The following is a 17137-nucleotide window of genomic DNA, read 5'->3' as shown; positions in this document are numbered from 1 at the left end:
GAAGCCAGCGCGGCGCCGGCCTGGAAGGCGGCGTCACAGTCGCTGGGCGCGCCGGCGTTGGCGAGCGCCCAGGCCGGCACGGCGGGCGGCGCAGCGGGGCTGGCGGTCGCGGGGTCGAGGCGAATCATGCTTTGGAGGGTAAGCGGCCGTGCGCTTTTGGCGATAATTTTCGGCCTAAAACGCGCAGCTTGTCGGCGCGACAAAACGAATGATAATTGCCTTATCAGTCATTTACCTCATCATATGGTCTATTAGATTGGTCGGCTAACTTGTAGCCATTAACTGCAACCTCTTAGACCAAACGCCGACGGCGGCTCCGTGCAACCAGGTCACGAAACACTCGGTCCGCTCCTTTGCCGACCGATGATCCATGAAATCCCCTCCCCACCCACGACTCCGGAGACCTCCTTCCCAATGTGGCGATCCAGCACCGGTCGCCATGGCGCAAGCGTGAACTCACGCGATTTCTCGATGACTGCATATTTCCCGCTGGCGAACTCGACCGATCGGACCATCTTGCCTTCCAGTCGATCTCCAGGCTTCGCTTCGAAATAGGAGAGCCCGAGCTCACTCGAAAGCTGACCAGCAACACGGTTTAGTTCACGCTGCCGCAGGATCGAAATCATGTTGGTGCGATACACGATCCGGTCCTGCTGTTCCTGCGCGAGGCCTTGAGCAATCAGCCACTGCCGCCGCCGGACCTGCGCCTCCCGTACCTCAGAGCCGAAGCCGGAGTTGCGTAAGCCTTCCGGCCGATCGGAAACCAGTTCCCGGTCGATCCAAGTGGCACCGTCGAAGCTGACTTGCTTCTCCAGCGGCAGCGATGAGAGTTTGTCGACCAGGACTGGCTCCGCTCTCGCGCGATGGCGCTCGTATTCCGCAATACGGTCGAGATGATCCGACGCAATGATCCAAGTGCCGTCCGGCTTGCGCTCGACGCCCGCGGCAGCTCGGCGGATCGCCTCCAGCCGCCGCACATGCGTTTCCGCAAATCGCTCTGTGGCCGACGGATCGTGCTTTAAGTGAATGTCGACGCTGTATCGTCCGTCATGGGCGGCAGCGATCCCGGCAATGGTCCGGTCAACTTGCCTGGGCTCCGTGCTTCGCGGCGTGACCCGCACGATGCAGCCCTCCGGTGTAGGCTCCGTCGCCTCGCCTTTGCCGATATCGATGTAATGGCTTTTGCCGTCCAAGCCATCGACGATAAGGTAATGGCGGTCGTTAATCTCGTCTGCCAGCCCACGAGCAACAACGCGGCCGACGACAGGCTCGGCATTCTGTCCCGCATCGTAGACAACATAATCGGCGGCACTGCGCGCGATTCCCTTGCTGTTTAGTTCGAGATGCATGGTCTTGATGATATCGCCGCGCTCGCCCAACCGACGCAGCGTTGCTTCGAGCCCATCATCAAGGCGCCAGCGGGCTGTGCCGACCTCCGCTGCAAGATCCATCCGCTCGAGCTTGCACAGGCGACCCTGATGCAATGTCTGGCGGAACGCGTCGCGGCCGAGCGGAGAAACAATTCCGTACTCGTCGCGCATTCGTAGCAGCTGGCGGTCGATGCTGGTGAAGCGTTCTTGCTCCATCTCCTGGCGCAGGCGCTGCTCGATCTCGCGGTCGGTGCGCGGGCCGAGGTCGAGGCTGACCAACTCGGCGGCCCGCTCGCGCAGCCCAGAGGAGATGTACTCCCGCGCGATGACGAGATTCTCGCCCCGATCATCCTTGCCACGGACGATGATATGCGTATGCGGGTGGCCGGTGTTGAAATGATCGACGGCAATCCAGTCGAGTTTCGTGCCGAGGTCTTCTTCCATCTGCACCATGAGGCGCCGTGTTAGCGGCTTGAGGTCCTCGTACTCGATGCCGTCTTCGGCTGCGACGATGAAGCGGAACTGATGCCGGTCGCCGTCCGCCCGATCGATGAAGGCCTTGCCGTCGACCTGATCGCTATCAGCTCCGTAGAGCTCGCCAGGCTCGTTTTCCCGGGTGACGCCGCCGCGATGAAGATAGCGGAGGTGCACACGCGCACCGTCAACGCCCTTGCCGGCCAGCCTGACGACGCGGGCTTTAACAATGACCCGCCGCTGTCGGAAAGCGGCGTAGCGATCGCGTGATTTCAGCAGCGCGGCGGCCGCTCCGCCGCGTCCTGACCGGCTTCCGGTGAAGCGGCCGCCGCGATGGGGTTTGCCGCCGGCCCTGTTGATCGCCGCCCGGACCTGGCCTGCGAAGCGTTTGCCTGCCTTCGAGCCGCGCGACCCAATCTTGCCGAGCTTCGGCCTGAATTCGTCATCCTGCATGGCAGCCTCCGGCTAACTTCGAGCAAAATCAGAGACTTGCGGATACCTGCCTCCTGGCGCCGCAGGCAGCCTCCTGGGAAAACGATGTGCAGACAAAGACTTGACCGCCTCGTGGAGGCGGTACCTTTATCTTGCCTTACACATTAGACACCCCATCAACCTGCAATAATTCATCAACATCAATTGCTAATTCCAGCTCCATCGCGGTGAAGACGGCATGATTCATTTCAATCGTACATAAGCCAAGCTCACGGGCGGATTGTTGCCTCCGGCGGTCCATGCGCTACTTCGAGCTCGGCGCCTAACGGCGGGCAACGCGCCGCCGAGATGCGGCCGCGCGATCGGAATTCCGCGGTGGCGACATAGGACGAGAGGCGGCGGATGCCGCCTCTCGTCTCGACTTTAGTCGCGGTCCCGATCCTTAAGCTCCCGGATCACCGCCTTGACCTCATAGTCGCCGATCTTGGTGCGGCGTTGCGCGACCAGGATGCTGACGGCCGTCTCGTTCGCCTCGATCGCCCGGATCGCGTCCTCCATGTCGGCATATGGCCGGAGGTTTTCGATGGGGATGACGTCGCCGTTCTCGTCATAGCCGCCGTGGAGATACATCGGCGCCCGATTCAGGCGCGAAAGCGCCCACTCGGCCTCATGGATGAGCAGGAAGCCCAGCTTGCGCTGCCGCCAATATTCTGCACTGCCGCCGTCGATGCTGACGATTTTGCGATGTGTCATGGAAATCTCCTTTCGTTCTCTGACGGAAGGAGCCCGCACCGGCGCATCGAGGGGTCAAGGATCGCTTTAGCGACCGCAACGCGGCGTGCGGGGGAGCCGATTTTGTCGGCGGGCGCTTCAGCGTCCGGCGGCAAAATTGGGGGGACCGCTCGTCCTTGACGCCGCAGAGGCGGTGCCACAATGGGCAGTCAGAGAAAGATAACCCACGGCCCCGACCGGGGCCGTGTCCGTATCCGGCGACCAGCCGGTCCTGCGCCCTCCCACCACGTCAACGGCTGCGATCCCGCACTGGCGGCGCAGCGCCGCAGACGATCGTCACGCGGATGCACCCAAACCGTGCAACGGCTGGTGCCCATCTGGCGCTAGCTCAAGGGAGGGCAATAGCGTGCCCCCGCCCCGCCGCAGCACCTTGCGCTCATCTGCCGTCCGGCCGCGCTGACCCACCTGGCTGAGGCCCGAGCGGCACGAGAATTCCGCCACTCGAACCGCCCGCCGAAACGCCATCCCTCAGGAAAAACAATTCGCGCCCCAAGGAGATTTTCGGCGCTTTTGGCGGTCGAGATTTGCCCTTGAACCGATCCATGTCGGCCGCCGAAACACCCGCCGCCTTAAGCTGTTCGAGATACAAGACTGTCTCTCTCGGCAGCGGCTTGCCGCGTTCCAGATGCGCCTCATATCGATCGGGCCCGGCGTTGTAGGCTGCGAACAGCCCAGGGAAGCCGAAGCGATCATACATGGCGCGCAGATAGGCTGTACCGGCCAGAATATTGTCGCGCGGATCGTGCGGATCGGCTCCGAGATCATGCTCGACGTGCAGTTCCTCATAGGTGTCGGGCATCACCTGCATCAGCCCAATCGCACCGGCTCGTGAAGTGATCGGCCGACCGTTGAGCATGGTCTGCCCACGGCTTTCGGCATCCATGACGGCATAAATCCAGGACTGTGGAACACTGAAGCGCTGGCTTGCCTCGGCAACGAACTCTTGCCATCTTGCCAGCTGCGGACCTTGGGAGATGACGGCCGGCTGTGCGCCGGTCGCGGCGGAACAGGCGCATGGTGCAATCGAGACCATGCCCAAAATCAGGAGGGTCACTCGGTCCATAGCGGCACGAGCCTCCCAACGATATTGGCGGCCGGCACCGGCCCGAAATACCGGCTGTCGAAGGAGCCGGGAGCCTCGCCATTGATCAGGAAAACTTCGTCGCCGGTCAGTGCCCGGCATTCGTTCCACCAAGGCAAGGTTCGGCCTTGCGTGTCGACCGGAACGCGGCGTGCCACGATCTCGCCGCCGATGATGATGGCGTCATTGAAGGCGCAGACATGCTCGTGCGGCAGTGCGGCGATACGCTTCACCAGCGGCACGTTGCGAGGCAGATAGCCGCGTTGGTCGGCGAGGTGAGCGGCCATTTTGGGCAAGCGGACAAGCACGAAATCGCCGGCGCGAGCGGCACCAAGGCCAAGGCCATAGAGCCCGATTGGCGCGCTGGCCGAGGCATTCCAGACCAGTACGGGCGTCGGCTTGACGAAAGCGGTGAAGCCCATCAGGCCAAGGCCGATGCATGCCGCGGCAAGCATCTTGCGCGCGCGAACGCGCCGCAACCGGCTGCCGATCAGATGAAGAGAAGGCCGCGCGATCATGGCTGGCCTGCGCGATTGTCATCGGCGTCAAAGCCCTTCGGCTGGCCTTTCGACCAGGCGTCGAGCTCGTCGATGTGGTAGCGGACGAAGCGGCCGTGCTTGCGAAATTGCGGGCCGCCGCCCTTGAGCCGCATCTTTTCCAAAGTCCGCTGAGAGAGCCCGACATAGAAAGCGGCCTGCGCGGTGTTGAGGAACGGACTGCCCTTCTTGGCGCGGGCGGCGCGTTCGTTTTCGTCGTCCATGATGATCCTCGTTTCGTCGGCTGAAGACGGTGGGGAGGATCGGCAAGGAAAAGCGCTTGCGGGACGGGCGAAGAGTCAACGGCGAGTTTTCGCCGCCCCTGCGGGCTGGCTAAGTTCGGCTCAAAGAGCCCCCGCGCCGGTGGCGCGGGGGCCTGTTGCGTCAGTCGGCCGGGTTCCAGATGATGGCGAAGGTGTCGTCGTCATCCTGGCCGGCGGCGCGGCCGAGATTGGCGTAGAGTTTTCTCGGGCCGAACTCCGGCGCTGCGATCGACAGGCTCACATAGTCCTTGCCGGATGCCTCGCCGATCCTGGTCCAGCCGGCACCGACCTCCACGCCTTGCGTGAGCACCCTAAAGTCGGGATGGGTGTCGGCGCTCTTTGACTGGTTGGGCACGATGGCGATGTCGGCGCGGACGCTGAGCGTCTTGAGCTGGCCTTTGTAGCCGCCATTGTCCTGCTTGGTAACGTATCCGATCGCGGTCATTTGAAAGTCTCCTTTTGCTCTCGCCGGGGACCATTCCCCTGCGATGGCGGACCGTGATGGGCGCGTCCGGGCCGGCTGAACCCGGAGGGCCGCAGCGGCAGCGGAGGACCCGAGCGGCAGCTTTTTTGAAGCGAAGCGGGCGCGAGGAGCCGCCGCAGGCGGCGGGGAAAAAAGCTGCTGGCCGAGGGTTTCGGGCGGGCCGGATCCGCCCATAGGTCATCAAGCCAGCGGCAGGGGAATGGTGCTCGCACGAGCAAAAGGAGACGTCGCGAAGACGCGGTCGCGGTAGCCAGGCAGAACGTTGGCCGAGGACAGGTTTGCGGACGCTCCAGCGCCGTGCCAGCGCTATCGTGCCAGGCACAAAGCGCCAGATTGCCACCACCGGGCCGGGTGTTTTGGAAATCCGTCGGCCGGTGCGCGCGGCTGAAACCGGACCGGCGCTGCGGTCTACAGGAGACTTTGCCGAGCGATAAATGCTGCCCGGTTGGCGCACGAGCGGCGACGCCAGAAAACGTCGCCGCCCGCCATGCGAGGATCATCCTGACACGAACAGCGTCTGGACCTTCGCCCACTGATCGGCGGTGCGCAAACCGCCACGGTTCGTGTAGCTCGACACCGGGAATGCCATCCAGCGCGGCAGCCAGCCGTCGACTTTTTGCCTGCCGTTCTCGCCGCAAAGGAAGTCGCGAATGATCTTCTTTTGCGTCTTCAGCTTCTGCGAAGAATTGCCATCGGCGACGAGCCTGCCGCCGACATCGGCGAGGATTTCGGTGGCGACTTGCCTGTCGCGCAACAGCTCGAAGAAGGCATCGTCGGCCTGCCAATGGCCGCGCATGTCGAGGCCAAGATGATTGCCGAGCGCTTCGACAATCGCGCTGCCCGTGCAAAGCGTCTCGGCCATGACCAGCGCCAGAACGCGCAGGACATCGTCGTCTGTCAGTGCCAGCAGACGGGCAAAGACGCTGGCCAGCGCGAAGTCGTCGCCATTGCCACCGGTCACCGGACCATCCTCATCGACAGAACCGAGCAGGCTCAGAACCTCGCGCTGCTTGTCGGCAAACGCCGCTTGCGACTTGCAAGCGGCGATGCTGGCGGCCACCGTTTCGTTGGCCGCGCGCTGCGGCTCGGGACGTACCGTCCACAGGCTCGAGCCGACAACGGCATGCGCCACCATCAGGCGCAGTGCTGCGCCCGGATGATCGAGCAGACTGGCGCGCACGGCGGCGTGACGATGGAGATCGACATAGTTCTGCATCGGGCCACTCAGCTCGGGCCGCGACGGTTTTGCGGACTGTTCGACTTCCTCGCCAAACTCGCCTTCTGCGCGAGCGCGGCGGGCTTCCTTGCGCGACAGGTAGCCCTCATGACATTCCACCTCGCCGCGCTGCGAGACGGTGATGATCACCTTACCGCCCTTCTTCTTCGGCGTCTTTTCGTAGTCCCACGAATGGAAATACTGGCCAGATTCGAGCGCGACCACGTCGATCCAACCGGCTTCCAGATAGGCCTCGCGCCTGGCGGCAATGCCCTCGTTCTGCTTTTGCCAGAACAGGTCGGCATCGGCGAAATAGCTGTCCTCGCCGAACAGGTCGGAGACGATCAGGCCCCGATAGTCCTCGATTGGAAACAGCGCCACCTTGGTCGAAATCGACTGGCCGCCGAACAGCCATTGCTTCAATTGCCAGCCGCGCGGGGCTCGGCTGTCGGGATCGCAAAAGAGCGCCAGCCAGTCCTTCTGCTGCGCCTTGGAAGCCATGGTGAGATGCCGCACCGTTTCGGTGTCGATCTCCTCGCGGCGATAGGCTTCGCGTATCTTCGGCAACAGGTCGCCGAGCGCCAGAATGCGCTTCACCTGAGGCTCGGTGAGGCCGAAGGTGGCGGCAATGTCGGCGATGCCCCTCCCCTCCTTGATCAGGCGCGTAAAGGTCTCCCACTGCGAGACTTCATCAGGGTCGAGGCGGGCGATGTTCTCGATGAGCGAAGCCTCCAGCGCATCGGCGTCGTCGCCTTCTTCCATGATGGCGCAGGGCAGCGGTTCGGACTCGCCGCGCTCGTCGGCGACCGTTTTGGCTGCGAAATAGCGCCGCCGCCCGGCGACGATTTCGAAGCTGTCCGGCGCGCCATTGGGCCGGATCAGAAGCGGCACGAGCACGCCGCGCGCCCTGACCGACGGCAGGATGTCGGATATGTCTGGCGGGCGCTTTGAATGACGCATGTTGATGGCGGAAACGCTCAACTGGTCGATGGAAATATGGGCAAGTTGCATGGGTCTTTCTCCTTTGTCTGGGCTTTTAAAAGCCCCACCGCGAGGCCGCAGGCCGAGCGGCGGGATGTTTGCGCCTGGGGGCGCGGTCATTCCGCCCGGTCTGGCGGAAGCTCGGGAGTGGGGATTTCGAGAGCGGCGGCGGCCTGCCGCAAAAGCCGCTCGGCCTCGGTAATGTGGCCGGCAATCCGGGCGGCTTCTCCGTAGACCGAGAGCGGAAACCGCGCACGAAAACAGAGATCGCGCTCGATGCCGAGGCCAAGCGGTCCCTTGACGGCTTGCAGTTCAGCGAGGCTGACGCCGCCGAGTTCCGGGAAGCCGAAGCCGAGATCGCAAAGGCCGAACAGCGTGTCGCCGTCGGCGTCGAGTTCGCTCAGAAGCCAAGTCGCGGCGCCGACCGGATTGAACAGTTTGACGACCGGGACATGGTCGGTTTCGATTTCGGCGGCACCATTGGCGCAAAGGCGGGCGCGCAATTCGTCGGTGATCAGGATCATGGCAAAGCTTCCTTGTCAGAACAGGTCGAACTGGGTCAGGACAGGTCGAGCTGGTTTCGTTTGGCTTCATCGAAGAGGCCGAAATCGAGCGTATTCCTGCGCCGCGCGCGGGCGCATCGGCGCGTCCATCAAAAGGGCAAGCCGGTCGCGGGTGGTGACCCACCTTCGCGAAGCCCGCTTCGGCGGGCGAGGAAGGTCGGCCGGACGGACATCGGGAACGAGCATCTGCTCGCCTTGCGGCGTCGGCTCGCTCTGCAGCGCAACGGGATCGGGAGCGCTCATGCCGCGATCCCTCCCCGCATCTTGGTTTCGGCATCCGTCTGGAAGGCCAGCAGGAAATCGGCGGCTTTCGAGGCAAGGCTGGCAGCGCGGAAAATGGCGCGGTTGTCCTCGCGCAGCACCGCGAGCCATGAGGCGATATAGTCGGCGTGACGCACGGTCGGCTCGATGCCGAGGCTCGAGCAGGTAAAGGCAGCCGTGATCTCTGCGACCAGTTCCTCGCGGGCATAGGGCTTGGTGCCGAACGAGCCGGAGAGGTCACGGGCAAGCCGCGTTGGGTGCCCGGTCCAATGGCCAAGCTCGTGGAAGCAGGTTCGGTAATAGTTGATCTGCTCGAAGAACGCCGGTTGCGGCGGCAGTTGAACAAAATCGGCAGACGGCATGTAAAAGGCGCGGTCGCCGCCGATGCGGATATCGGCACCGGTTTTGCGAACAAGCGCCTCGGCATGCGGGACGATGTGGCGTTCGGGCAGCGGCTCGGGCTCGCTGTAAAGCGCGTCGGGCAGGCCCTCGCACTGCGCGACATTGAAGACGGTGAAGCGCTTGAGAAACGGCACCGCCTGCGGCTCGGTATCTTCCGCCTTGGCGCGTTCCTTCTCGTTTTTCGGGACGAAGCGGTCGGCATGCACGATGGTCGTGCCGTGCTCGCCTTTGCGGACATTGCCGCCGAGGGAAAGCGCCTGCCGGAAGGTGAGCCAGTTCTGGCCGGCATAGCCGTGTTCGATGACCGCGCCCCACAGGATCAGGATGTTGATGCCGGAATAGCCGCGCCCCGTGGCGGCATTCTTCGGCAGGCCAAGGCTGGCCTTGGCGCTGCCCCAAGGCTTCACCCAAGGCACGCAACCCCGCTCCAGATCGGCGATGATGCGGTCTGTGATCTCGGAATAAAGGCTGGCCTTAAGCGGCTCGCTCCTTTTGCCGCCAACTTCTCCGCTAGCGCTATGTTTGCCGGTCTTGCGCATAATTAAATCTCCGCTCGCCAATCTCTCCGCGCTCTTCCCCGCAAAGCGGGGTGGGCGGCGAAAACGACCGGAAAGGCCCGCCGTCAGAGGTGGCCTGCATCCGAAGGACCGGAACGCAAGTGGAGGACCCGGAGCGCGAGCGAAGGGTTGCGGGCCGCCGCGGCGGGCCTAGAAGGGAGAGCCGCCCACACCGCGCCGCCGGGAAGGCCAAATCAAAAAACAACGCCGCCCCTGGGGCGGCGACCGGCACAGCCCGCAAGGGCTGCCCGCGCCAGGGGGCGAAGCCGAATGGCCGAGACCGCCTGAGCGACGCGAAGACAAGCGGGCTCGGTTCACGAGCACCCGATGCGCGCCTTGAGGCGCGCAGGTGCCCAGCAATTTGCACGCCAAGATCGATTATTTGTCGGGACGAACCAGATCCATGTGGCTGACGCCAAGCGCCAATGCCAGTTCATAGATGGTGACGATCGTCGGATTGCGGCGGCCCTTCTCCAGACCGCTGATATACTGCTGGCTGAAGCCGGAAACTTCGGCGAGCTGTTCCTGCGTCAGACCTTTCTTCAGCCTGATCCTTATCACATTCCGACCGACCAACTGACGCATGTCCATGCGTGAGAAGTCAGCGGATCAGGCTCCTTGAGTTTATCAACTATAATATGTATTCCACACCAAGCGTCTCAATCCACTCGCGGACGGGTTTTGCGAGACCGCTCTTGGAGATGGAATCAGCGATGTTGCAGCCTCACTCGACCGTGCCGGTAGCGGATGAAGCGCCATGGTCGGACAGCCTCACGGCTTACGACAAGGAGCACTTCACCATCTATATGCGCTTGCTGGATGCCGCCGCCGATGACGCCAGCTACGAGGAGATGGCCGATCTGATCCTCGGCATCGATCCGGAGCGCGAACCAGAACGCGCCCGCAATGCGGCCCGCAGCCATCTCGACCGGGCGAACTGGATGGTGACGACGGGCTACAGGGAGCTGTTCACCAGCTGACGCATTTATGCGGCGCGAGACACGTCAGGAAAGAAAGTCGAGATAGCCGCCATTCATGAGCACGCGAGCCCGTGCCACGGCACGTCGGATGCGATCGCGCAGATGGTCGCCAGGATCCGTCCAGTCGGCCCGCACACGCGTCTGACCGATCAGCGCTTCGGCGATGTCTCGGTACGAGGCGCCCGCAACTGAGCCGTCAAGAGCCCGCAGGACAAAGCGCAGGCGACGACCGCGCGCTTCCGGCACAAACAGTCTTTTCGGCAAGCGTCCCCCTGCAACGAGACTATTGAGGCATTTGAGCGCCCAGAGGCGTTGCCGCCACTCACCGGCCGGCCAGACCGCATCGGCGCGCAGCCGAACGGGGCCGAGGATACTCGGCCCCGAAACGGCGAGCTGAAGCTGCCGGCCGGCGCTGTGCAGCAGGAGATGCTGGGTGCCGTCAACCAGCCTGAGCACACTCGCACGGCAGGGCAGACTCGCCGGTTCGAACGCCGGCATCGGCGGCGAGGAGGACACCTGTTCGGCGACGACCGGCAAGACCTGAGGGCATCGGCTCGGACACCAGAACGTGGCTGCGTCATGGTGCATCGAGGACGCGAAACAAAAGCCCCCAGCGCGACAGGTCGGCGGAGGAGAAAATGACGTCGAGCGACGGCCGCTGATCGACGGACCTCGCCCGTTCCAATGCGTGGGACAGATCATGCCGGAAGGCTGGATTGCGCCGCAGGAATTCCCAGGCCCAGCCGCGCCGCGTCAGCTCGAGGGTGTAGTCATAGGACCGCTCATCGCGCCAGTCCGGCCGATCGGCTTCAGGTTCTGGCAGGCTCATCAGGTATCTCCGCCCGAAGCATGAAGCGAAGCCAGCATGCGGCCTCGTGGATTGACGGGCGCCCACAGCACCGGACCGGCAAGACCGCCATTGCGGCGAACGGCATCGAGGCGCTCGCTTGAGACCTCGAGGTAGCCGGCCAGGGCTTTGGTGGGGCCGATCGCGCGCGGCTCGCCGAGCCGCTCGAGCGGCCGCCCGGCGCAGGATGCGCTCCATGCGCAGGTCGGTGACGGTGACGATGCGGCTCAGACCTCGCCACAGGCCGAACTCGATCATGCCTGCGAAGAGCGCGTAGGTGCCGCCAGCGATGCCGCCTGCCCCCTTGGCGGCCGACGGCGGCAGGTCGAGCGCGAAACGACTGCTTTCCCAGATCCTTGGATCCTGCGGCGCCGGCTGCCCGTCCAGTAGGGCCGGAAAGATATCGCCAAGCATGGTCGGCCCGGTCGAGGCAAGCAGCCGGACGCAGCCGTCGACGCTGCCAATTGAGCCGCGCAGCAGCAGATAGTGGGGTTTCAGCGCGTCGAAGCGATCGATCTCGTAGCCGCCGCTGGTGTCGACGTCCCAGTCCAGCCGCTGCTTGAAGACACGGTGGCGCAGACGGTGCATTTCGTGGAGCTCGTCGGCGAAGTCGCCGTACCATTCGGGAGCAATAAGCTGCAGCATGATTATCGGCCTCCTGGCGGGATTGACCCTGCCATTGGAGGCCAGGCGTCAGGCCGAAGCAGCCTGTACAGCGGTACAGGTGCCTGGTCAGCCGAGACCCGTTCTGGCGGCTGAGAATTGCGCCACGGCCTGCATGCGGGTGCGCAGCCCAAGCTTCTTTCTGGCGTTCTCCAGGTGAAAGGAGGCGGTGCGGCGCCTGATGCCAACAATCGAGGCGATGTCGCGTGCGGATTTGCCCTGCGCGGCCCATTCCAGGCATTCATATTCGCGCGGCGTCAGCTGCACGCCGTTGACCACCCGATCGGCCGAGAGCTTGCGGCGGACGCAGATATGAAAGCAGGTTGCCATGAAGCGAAATGCCTCTTGGTAGCGCTCGCTCACCCGCAGGAGGGCCGGACTGAGCCCGTCGGCGGCAAAGCTCATGGCGGCGACGTTGCCCCGCTTGTCGAGGATCGGGATGGTCAAACCGCAGCGGATGCCGAATGCGGCCGCCTCGTCGAAGAGCTTCTGCTCGAAATCCGACAGGCCGGTTCGGCTGTAGTGGAGCCCCCACAGAAACGGGCATTGGCCGCCCTGCGCCCGCGCGATCACCGGATCGATGGCATGATAATGGTTGCTCAGGTAATGAGCGGTCCAGCGTGGCGGATAGTTCGAAATCAGCCTTGGCTTTCCCGGCGCCCGTGGCGGCAGGCACAGATAGGCGAATTTGACGAGATCGAATGCCGCGGCAGCACGCGCCATTGCGTCGCGGAAATCCGTCTCATCGACGCTTTCCGAAAGCTGCTCCAGGAAGGTCTCGAAGACAAATTGCATGCCTACTCGTCCCCAGACCCTTCAGCCGCGTCATTCGGAGTCGCGGAAGCCGGCGGGCAGCTTGCCAAGGTGACATGGCCAAGTTCGCCGGCACGGAGCGTTACGCGATCGCCGGTTCGTCACCTTCCGCTGGCATTCCAACGATGGCAGAATGCCGATTCGAACCTCTTCAGCATCCAATTCGAACCGACGAGCGGCGACACCGGATCCGCGGCACGCGCCATTCAACGTGCAGCCGCGACAGATTTTCAGCCGTTTCGCCATCCGGCTGATAGTGCTTGCGCCACGCGACAGGCTTGCTTGGCCGATGCTCACGCCGAGGCTTCGCCAAGCATCTTGAGCATTGCCAGCCGAACCTTGACGAGCTTGCGCACCGGCGCGTGATAATTTTGAGGAGCAGCGTCCACCACAAACACCAAGGTCATCAGATCCAGCAAGAATTGGTGGATCGCGTCGGCAGTCACGACCGCCTCGAACTGACGCAGCATCGAGCGTGCCTCATTGACCGTTTCCGCGCCCGGGGCATCGATCAACGCTTCAAGCCTTTCGAAAATTTCCAATTCGGCGAAACCTCCATTGCATCATTTGCCGTAGGGCACCATGCGAGGCATACCTCGCGCGAAAAGTAGCTGGCCAAGCGGCGCCTGCTCGCACGATGGTGGCGTCGAACCATGCAGCAGCCTGAGCTCCGTGGATGGAAAAACAACAAAACTCGGCCGCACGCCATAGCATCGAAAAAACCTTGCCACGAGAGACACGCGAGCGCCTGAGGCCCAGTGCCCGCATTGCGAACTGAAAACCGAAATGAGCTCGGCCCCTCGAACCCGACACCGAAGAAACGGACGAACTTGGCTGCATCAGGAGGTCATCCTCAGACCTATTTTCGATGGTCCGGGTTTTGAAAGTAGCCCTGGTGACGTCACCACAGAAACCGATTCTCGTTCGCTTTGACGGCGTCCATTTTCTGCAGTCGGAAGATTTCCTCCACGGGCACGATTTCGGGGTCGATGCGGTGAATACCGCCGTCGGCGCGGATGCGGGCAAAGACGTCCTTCATGGCGGTGACCGCTGCCCGAATGGCATGATTGCCATAGATCACCATCGCAATCTTGCCGAGCGCGCGGATGCGCGACTCGTTCATTTCCGGGTAGGCCGTCGGCACGATGACTATCGGAACTTCGCCGCGCCATGCTCGTACAAAACTTTCCACCTCGTCGGGCGTCTTCCGCTTGGAGTGGATCAAGATCATGTCCGCGCCAGCTTCTTCATACGCCCTGGCCCGCTTCAGGGCCTCGGCTTCACCCAGTCCGGCGATCAGCGCTTCGGTGCGCGCAATGACGAGGAAGTCCGCGTCTGCGCGCGTGGCAACGGCCGCCCGAATTTTTCCCGCGAATTCCTCGGTCCGGATGAGTTCCTGGCGACCATCTGCCAGGAGGCTCGTCACCTTTGGAAAAGCCTTGTCTTCAATGACGACCGCGGCGGCGCCCGCACGCTCGTATTGCTCGATGGCGTAGATCACGTTGATGGCGTTGCCGAAGCCGGTGTCGATATCAGCTATGATCGGCAGCGATGATTGCTCGGCCATCGAACGGACCATGTCGAGGTGCCGCGTCATGGAGACAAGGCTTACATCGGGCAGTCCATAAAGAGCGGAAAGTTCGAAACCGGAGGCCCAGATGCCATCGAAGCCTGCCTCCTCGGCCAGGATTGCCGACAAGGGACTGTGCGCCGCCATGACGTGGGCCAGACGGCCGGCGCAGATATGGGCTCGCAGCGATGCCCTGCTCGTCAGCGTGGAGGCTCCGGAGATGTGCTTGGGGCTTTGACCAGTTTGCAGCATCTTGCGCGCCTCTGGAATCGACGAATGATCGAATTACTGCCACCTGTATTCAGCGACGTCGTTGGCAATCAAACGGATTGATCGATTTTTGAGACCTTTCCATAGCCGAATGCGATATTAACGAGCCTCCGAAATCGCCGCCTTCTTACACAGTCGAGCCAACCACCGGCAAAAGGCGCGAGCGAGTTCGGGATTGTCAGAGCGATCGACCGCATAGGCCCGGTATTGCATCCCGCTTGGCGTAAGCGATCCCGGCACCACATTCAAAGCGCCAGTACGCACCAGGTCACTGACGATGATCTCGGGCGCTACAAGAAGGCTTTTTCCTGTCATGACGGCAGGCAGCGCAAGGTAATTGTGATCGTATCGCGCGCCCGACTTGATATCCCTTGATGTCAGATTCATCCCTCTCAGCCAGGTGGGAAGTATGTCGGGACGAGATGTGACGTTGATTATCGGCATCGAGCGAACGACCGAAAGACTTTTGCCCGCTATGTGATTTGGAGAGCCCACACACACGAGCTGCTCGTTGTAGATTTCCCAATGATCGGCAGGTTCGACGACCGAAAGGTCGCGTGTAATCAAAATGTCGAAATCGTCGGTGGATGCCGGCAGCGAAAGCGAACTGATCACGTCAACCATCACGCCGCCCATTTCGGTGGAGAATGCCTGAAGATTTGGGATCAAGAATGAATAGGCAAAAGTCGAAAGTGATGTGCGCACGACAATCCGGTTGGCGTTCGGCCGCGTCCGCCGCCGCATCCTTTGAGCGGTGAAGCACACTGTATCGAGCGGCTCCGAGACAGTGTTGGCGAATAATCTTCCAAACTCGGTCAGTTCGCTTCGCCTGCCCCGCCGTTCCATCAGGTCTGTCCCGAGATATCGTTCCAGAACGGCTAGGTAGCGGCTGACTGAGCTCTGCGTCGTCCCTAATGCGTTGGCTGCCCGCGTCAGGCTTCCCTCGCGCACGATCGTTACGAAAGCCCGGATTGCGTTCAAAGGCACTGCTTCGTCTTCGCTCGTCATCGGTAGCTCCAGAAAAATAGTTGGAGGGCTGATCCCTTACGGCAATTCATCTCCAAACTGGGACCATCCATCACATTATTCGATATTTGTCACCGGACTGTCGTGTCCCGGCGGTACCGCGTAGCCATCAGTTCCGGCCCCAGGATGGGTGCATGACATTTCCACTCAATAGCGTTGGGTTCCTTACTTATTGCTTTGTGCAACATGAGCCGACAGCTCGCATTGCATGTCGCCGTCAAATCTGGCGCAGGTTACCCGATCGTCTTGCGTTGGGCACGTCTGACAGCTGGTCTGTCAGACCGCTGGAGCGCTGCGTCCTTTGCCATCAGCGGTGCGCGTCGACGAGGTCAGTTGGGCGTGTCGTCGCTTGCGTGAGGAATGAGGAGGCCGCCGCGTGAGTGGGATTACCATAACAAATATCCGCAAGTCGTTCGGGGCCACAAGGGTGCTGCATGACGTTTCGCTCTCGATTGCGGATGGCGAGTTCCTGACCCTGCTCGGCCCGTCGGGATGCGGAAAATCGACATTGTTGCGCATACTGGCCGGGCTCGAGGTCCAGGACACAGGCAGCATCGAGATTGGCGGTCGTGTGGTGGATGGAGTACGCCCGAAGCGTCGCGACGTGGCGATGGTGTTCCAATCCTATGCGCTTTACCCGCATATGAGTGTCGCCGCAAACATCGCCCTGCCGTTGCGAATGCGACGATTGAGCCGCGCGCAGCGCCTGCCGCTCATCGGCCGATGGCTACCAGGCTCCGGGCCGGTGACAAGCGGGATCGAGATGGAGGTTTCTCGCACCGCCGAGGCGCTGGGAATTGCGCATCTGCTCAATCGCAAACCGGGACAGCTGTCCGGCGGACAACGTCAGCGGGTGGCGGTCGGTCGTGCCATGGTGCGCCATCCTGCCGTGTTTTTGATGGACGAGCCGCTCAGCAATCTCGACGCCAAGCTGAGGGTCCAAATGCGTGCCGAGATCAAGGACCTGCACAGGCGCCTTGGGGTGACATTTGTCTATGTGACGCACGACCAGGCGGAAGCGATGACGCTGTCCGATCGTGTCGTTGTGATGCGCGATGGCGAGATGTTGCAAGTTGCCCCGCCCCAGGAGATCTATGCCGACCCGAACGACATACGCGTGGCTGAGTTCCTCGGATCGCCAAAGATCAACATGGTGGACGCAACAATGCGCGAACCTGGCTTGGTCGATTTTGCAGGCTCCACCCTTTCGGTTGATTGCGAGATAGCGCCGGGGTCCAGATTCACTGTCGGCATCCGCCCAGAGGCTTTCCAGTTTGCTGAACATTCCGGCCCAGGCGTGATCACCGGTTCGGTACGCATGGTCGAGCATATGGGCTCCGATTTGTTCGTTTATTTCGATCCGTGCGGCCTCCAGCAACCGTTGATAGCCAGGCTTTCCGCCGAGCGCGCACCCCATATTGTCGCCGGACAGACGCTGCATGTCTCGGTCAGATCGGACCAGCTGCTGGTCTTCAATCGCGACGGTCGTCGGGTTCGTGCGCGAGACGTCTCGAGCGCCCACCCGTCCACGCCAGTCAGGGAATGGGCCTGATGAG

General features: G+C 62.5%; 20 protein-coding genes and 1 pseudogene. 2 read left to right on the top strand and 19 right to left on the bottom strand.

The annotated features are described in order from the left end of the window. Positions 1-329: 329 nt before the first annotated feature. From rlxS to RFM68_RS32095, 12 genes are all read right to left on the bottom strand, one after another. The gene (gene rlxS, locus RFM68_RS32150) at positions 330-2297 is read right to left on the bottom strand and encodes a relaxase/mobilization nuclease RlxS (protein WP_320236968.1); all 1968 of its coding nucleotides are present in this window, start codon (positions 2295-2297) and stop codon (positions 330-332) included. Between the two features lie 136 nt (positions 2298-2433). Next, the gene (locus RFM68_RS32145; RefSeq protein ID WP_320236967.1) at positions 2434-2577 is read right to left on the bottom strand and encodes a hypothetical protein; all 144 of its coding nucleotides are present in this window, start codon (positions 2575-2577) and stop codon (positions 2434-2436) included. A gap of 122 nt (positions 2578-2699) precedes the next feature. Continuing rightward, positions 2700-3029, bottom strand: a complete 330-nt coding sequence (locus tag RFM68_RS32140) for a hypothetical protein (RefSeq protein ID WP_320236966.1) — start codon at positions 3027-3029, stop codon at positions 2700-2702. 415 nt (positions 3030-3444) lie between these two features. Then, entirely contained in the window at positions 3445-4101 is a 657-nt protein-coding gene (locus RFM68_RS32135) for a lytic transglycosylase domain-containing protein (protein WP_430694996.1), read from the bottom strand. A 17-nt stretch (positions 4102-4118) separates the two neighbouring features. Further along, positions 4119-4667 carry a S26 family signal peptidase gene (locus RFM68_RS32130; protein WP_320236965.1) on the bottom strand — a complete coding sequence of 183 codons (549 nt, stop codon included), beginning with the start codon at positions 4665-4667 and terminating at the stop codon, positions 4119-4121. After that, on the bottom strand, positions 4664-4909 hold the full coding sequence (locus tag RFM68_RS32125) for a helix-turn-helix transcriptional regulator (protein ID WP_320222788.1): 246 nt from the start codon (positions 4907-4909) through the stop codon (positions 4664-4666). The genes RFM68_RS32130 and RFM68_RS32125 overlap by 4 nt, the downstream gene beginning before the upstream one ends. Before the next feature lie 160 nt (positions 4910-5069). Further along, entirely contained in the window at positions 5070-5393 is a 324-nt protein-coding gene (locus RFM68_RS32120; protein ID WP_320236964.1) for a DUF736 domain-containing protein, read from the bottom strand. A gap of 535 nt (positions 5394-5928) precedes the next feature. Then, positions 5929-7659: a ParB/RepB/Spo0J family partition protein gene (locus tag RFM68_RS32115; RefSeq protein WP_320236963.1), complete on the bottom strand. Its 1731-nt coding sequence runs from the start codon at positions 7657-7659 to the stop codon at positions 5929-5931. 86 nt (positions 7660-7745) lie between these two features. Beyond that, the gene (locus RFM68_RS32110) at positions 7746-8153 is read right to left on the bottom strand and encodes a DUF2958 domain-containing protein (protein WP_320236962.1); all 408 of its coding nucleotides are present in this window, start codon (positions 8151-8153) and stop codon (positions 7746-7748) included. A gap of 66 nt (positions 8154-8219) precedes the next feature. Then, positions 8220-8435, bottom strand: coding sequence for a hypothetical protein (locus RFM68_RS32105; protein ID WP_320236961.1), 216 nt, complete (start codon positions 8433-8435; stop codon positions 8220-8222). Next, positions 8432-9394, bottom strand: coding sequence for an ArdC family protein (locus RFM68_RS32100; RefSeq protein WP_320236960.1), 963 nt, complete (start codon positions 9392-9394; stop codon positions 8432-8434). Before RFM68_RS32100 ends, RFM68_RS32105 begins: the two co-directional genes overlap by 4 nt. Positions 9395-9790: 396 nt before the next feature. Then, positions 9791-10003, bottom strand: coding sequence for a helix-turn-helix transcriptional regulator (locus RFM68_RS32095; protein ID WP_320222794.1), 213 nt, complete (start codon positions 10001-10003; stop codon positions 9791-9793). 122 nt (positions 10004-10125) lie between these two features. Between RFM68_RS32095 and RFM68_RS32090 the strand changes: the two genes are divergently transcribed. After that, a complete protein-coding gene (locus tag RFM68_RS32090; protein WP_071073338.1) occupies positions 10126-10392 on the top strand; it encodes a DNA -binding domain-containing protein in 267 nt (88 codons plus the stop codon). 24 nt (positions 10393-10416) lie between these two features. Here RFM68_RS32090 and RFM68_RS32085 read toward each other — a convergent pair whose 3' ends face one another. The 7 genes and pseudogenes from RFM68_RS32085 to RFM68_RS32055 all read right to left on the bottom strand — a co-directional run bounded on the left by RFM68_RS32085 (position 10417) and on the right by RFM68_RS32055 (position 15563). Then, positions 10417-10929, bottom strand: a complete 513-nt coding sequence (locus tag RFM68_RS32085; protein ID WP_320236959.1) for a DNA -binding domain-containing protein — start codon at positions 10927-10929, stop codon at positions 10417-10419. A gap of 40 nt (positions 10930-10969) precedes the next feature. Beyond that, on the bottom strand, positions 10970-11221 hold the full coding sequence (locus RFM68_RS32080) for a transcriptional regulator domain-containing protein (RefSeq protein WP_320236958.1): 252 nt from the start codon (positions 11219-11221) through the stop codon (positions 10970-10972). Continuing rightward, positions 11221-11884: pseudogene (locus RFM68_RS32075) on the bottom strand (acyl-homoserine-lactone synthase). Before RFM68_RS32075 ends, RFM68_RS32080 begins: the two are co-directional and overlap by 1 nt. 87 nt (positions 11885-11971) lie before the next feature. After that, positions 11972-12697, bottom strand: a complete 726-nt coding sequence (locus RFM68_RS32070) for a LuxR family transcriptional regulator (RefSeq protein ID WP_320236957.1) — start codon at positions 12695-12697, stop codon at positions 11972-11974. A gap of 311 nt (positions 12698-13008) precedes the next feature. Continuing rightward, positions 13009-13257 (bottom strand): hypothetical protein, encoded by a 249-nt coding sequence (locus tag RFM68_RS32065; protein ID WP_320216573.1) that lies wholly within the window; start codon positions 13255-13257, stop codon positions 13009-13011. Between the two features lie 359 nt (positions 13258-13616). Beyond that, positions 13617-14537 carry a phosphonopyruvate hydrolase gene (locus RFM68_RS32060; protein WP_320236956.1) on the bottom strand — a complete coding sequence of 307 codons (921 nt, stop codon included), beginning with the start codon at positions 14535-14537 and terminating at the stop codon, positions 13617-13619. A 117-nt stretch (positions 14538-14654) separates the two neighbouring features. Beyond that, positions 14655-15563 (bottom strand): LysR family transcriptional regulator, encoded by a 909-nt coding sequence (locus RFM68_RS32055; RefSeq protein WP_320236955.1) that lies wholly within the window; start codon positions 15561-15563, stop codon positions 14655-14657. Between the two features lie 394 nt (positions 15564-15957). Here RFM68_RS32055 and RFM68_RS32050 point away from each other — a divergent pair, with 394 nt between their 5' ends. Further along, positions 15958-17133 carry an ABC transporter ATP-binding protein gene (locus RFM68_RS32050; RefSeq protein ID WP_320236954.1) on the top strand — a complete coding sequence of 392 codons (1176 nt, stop codon included), beginning with the start codon at positions 15958-15960 and terminating at the stop codon, positions 17131-17133. The last annotated feature ends 4 nt before the right edge of the window (positions 17134-17137 follow it).

The sequence above is a fragment of the Mesorhizobium montanum genome (genome assembly GCF_033977145.1).
GTDB lineage: Bacteria > Pseudomonadota > Alphaproteobacteria > Rhizobiales > Rhizobiaceae > Mesorhizobium > Mesorhizobium montanum.
Note: the sequence above shows the minus strand (reverse complement) of the source record. Positions and strands in the feature narration are given on the sequence as shown.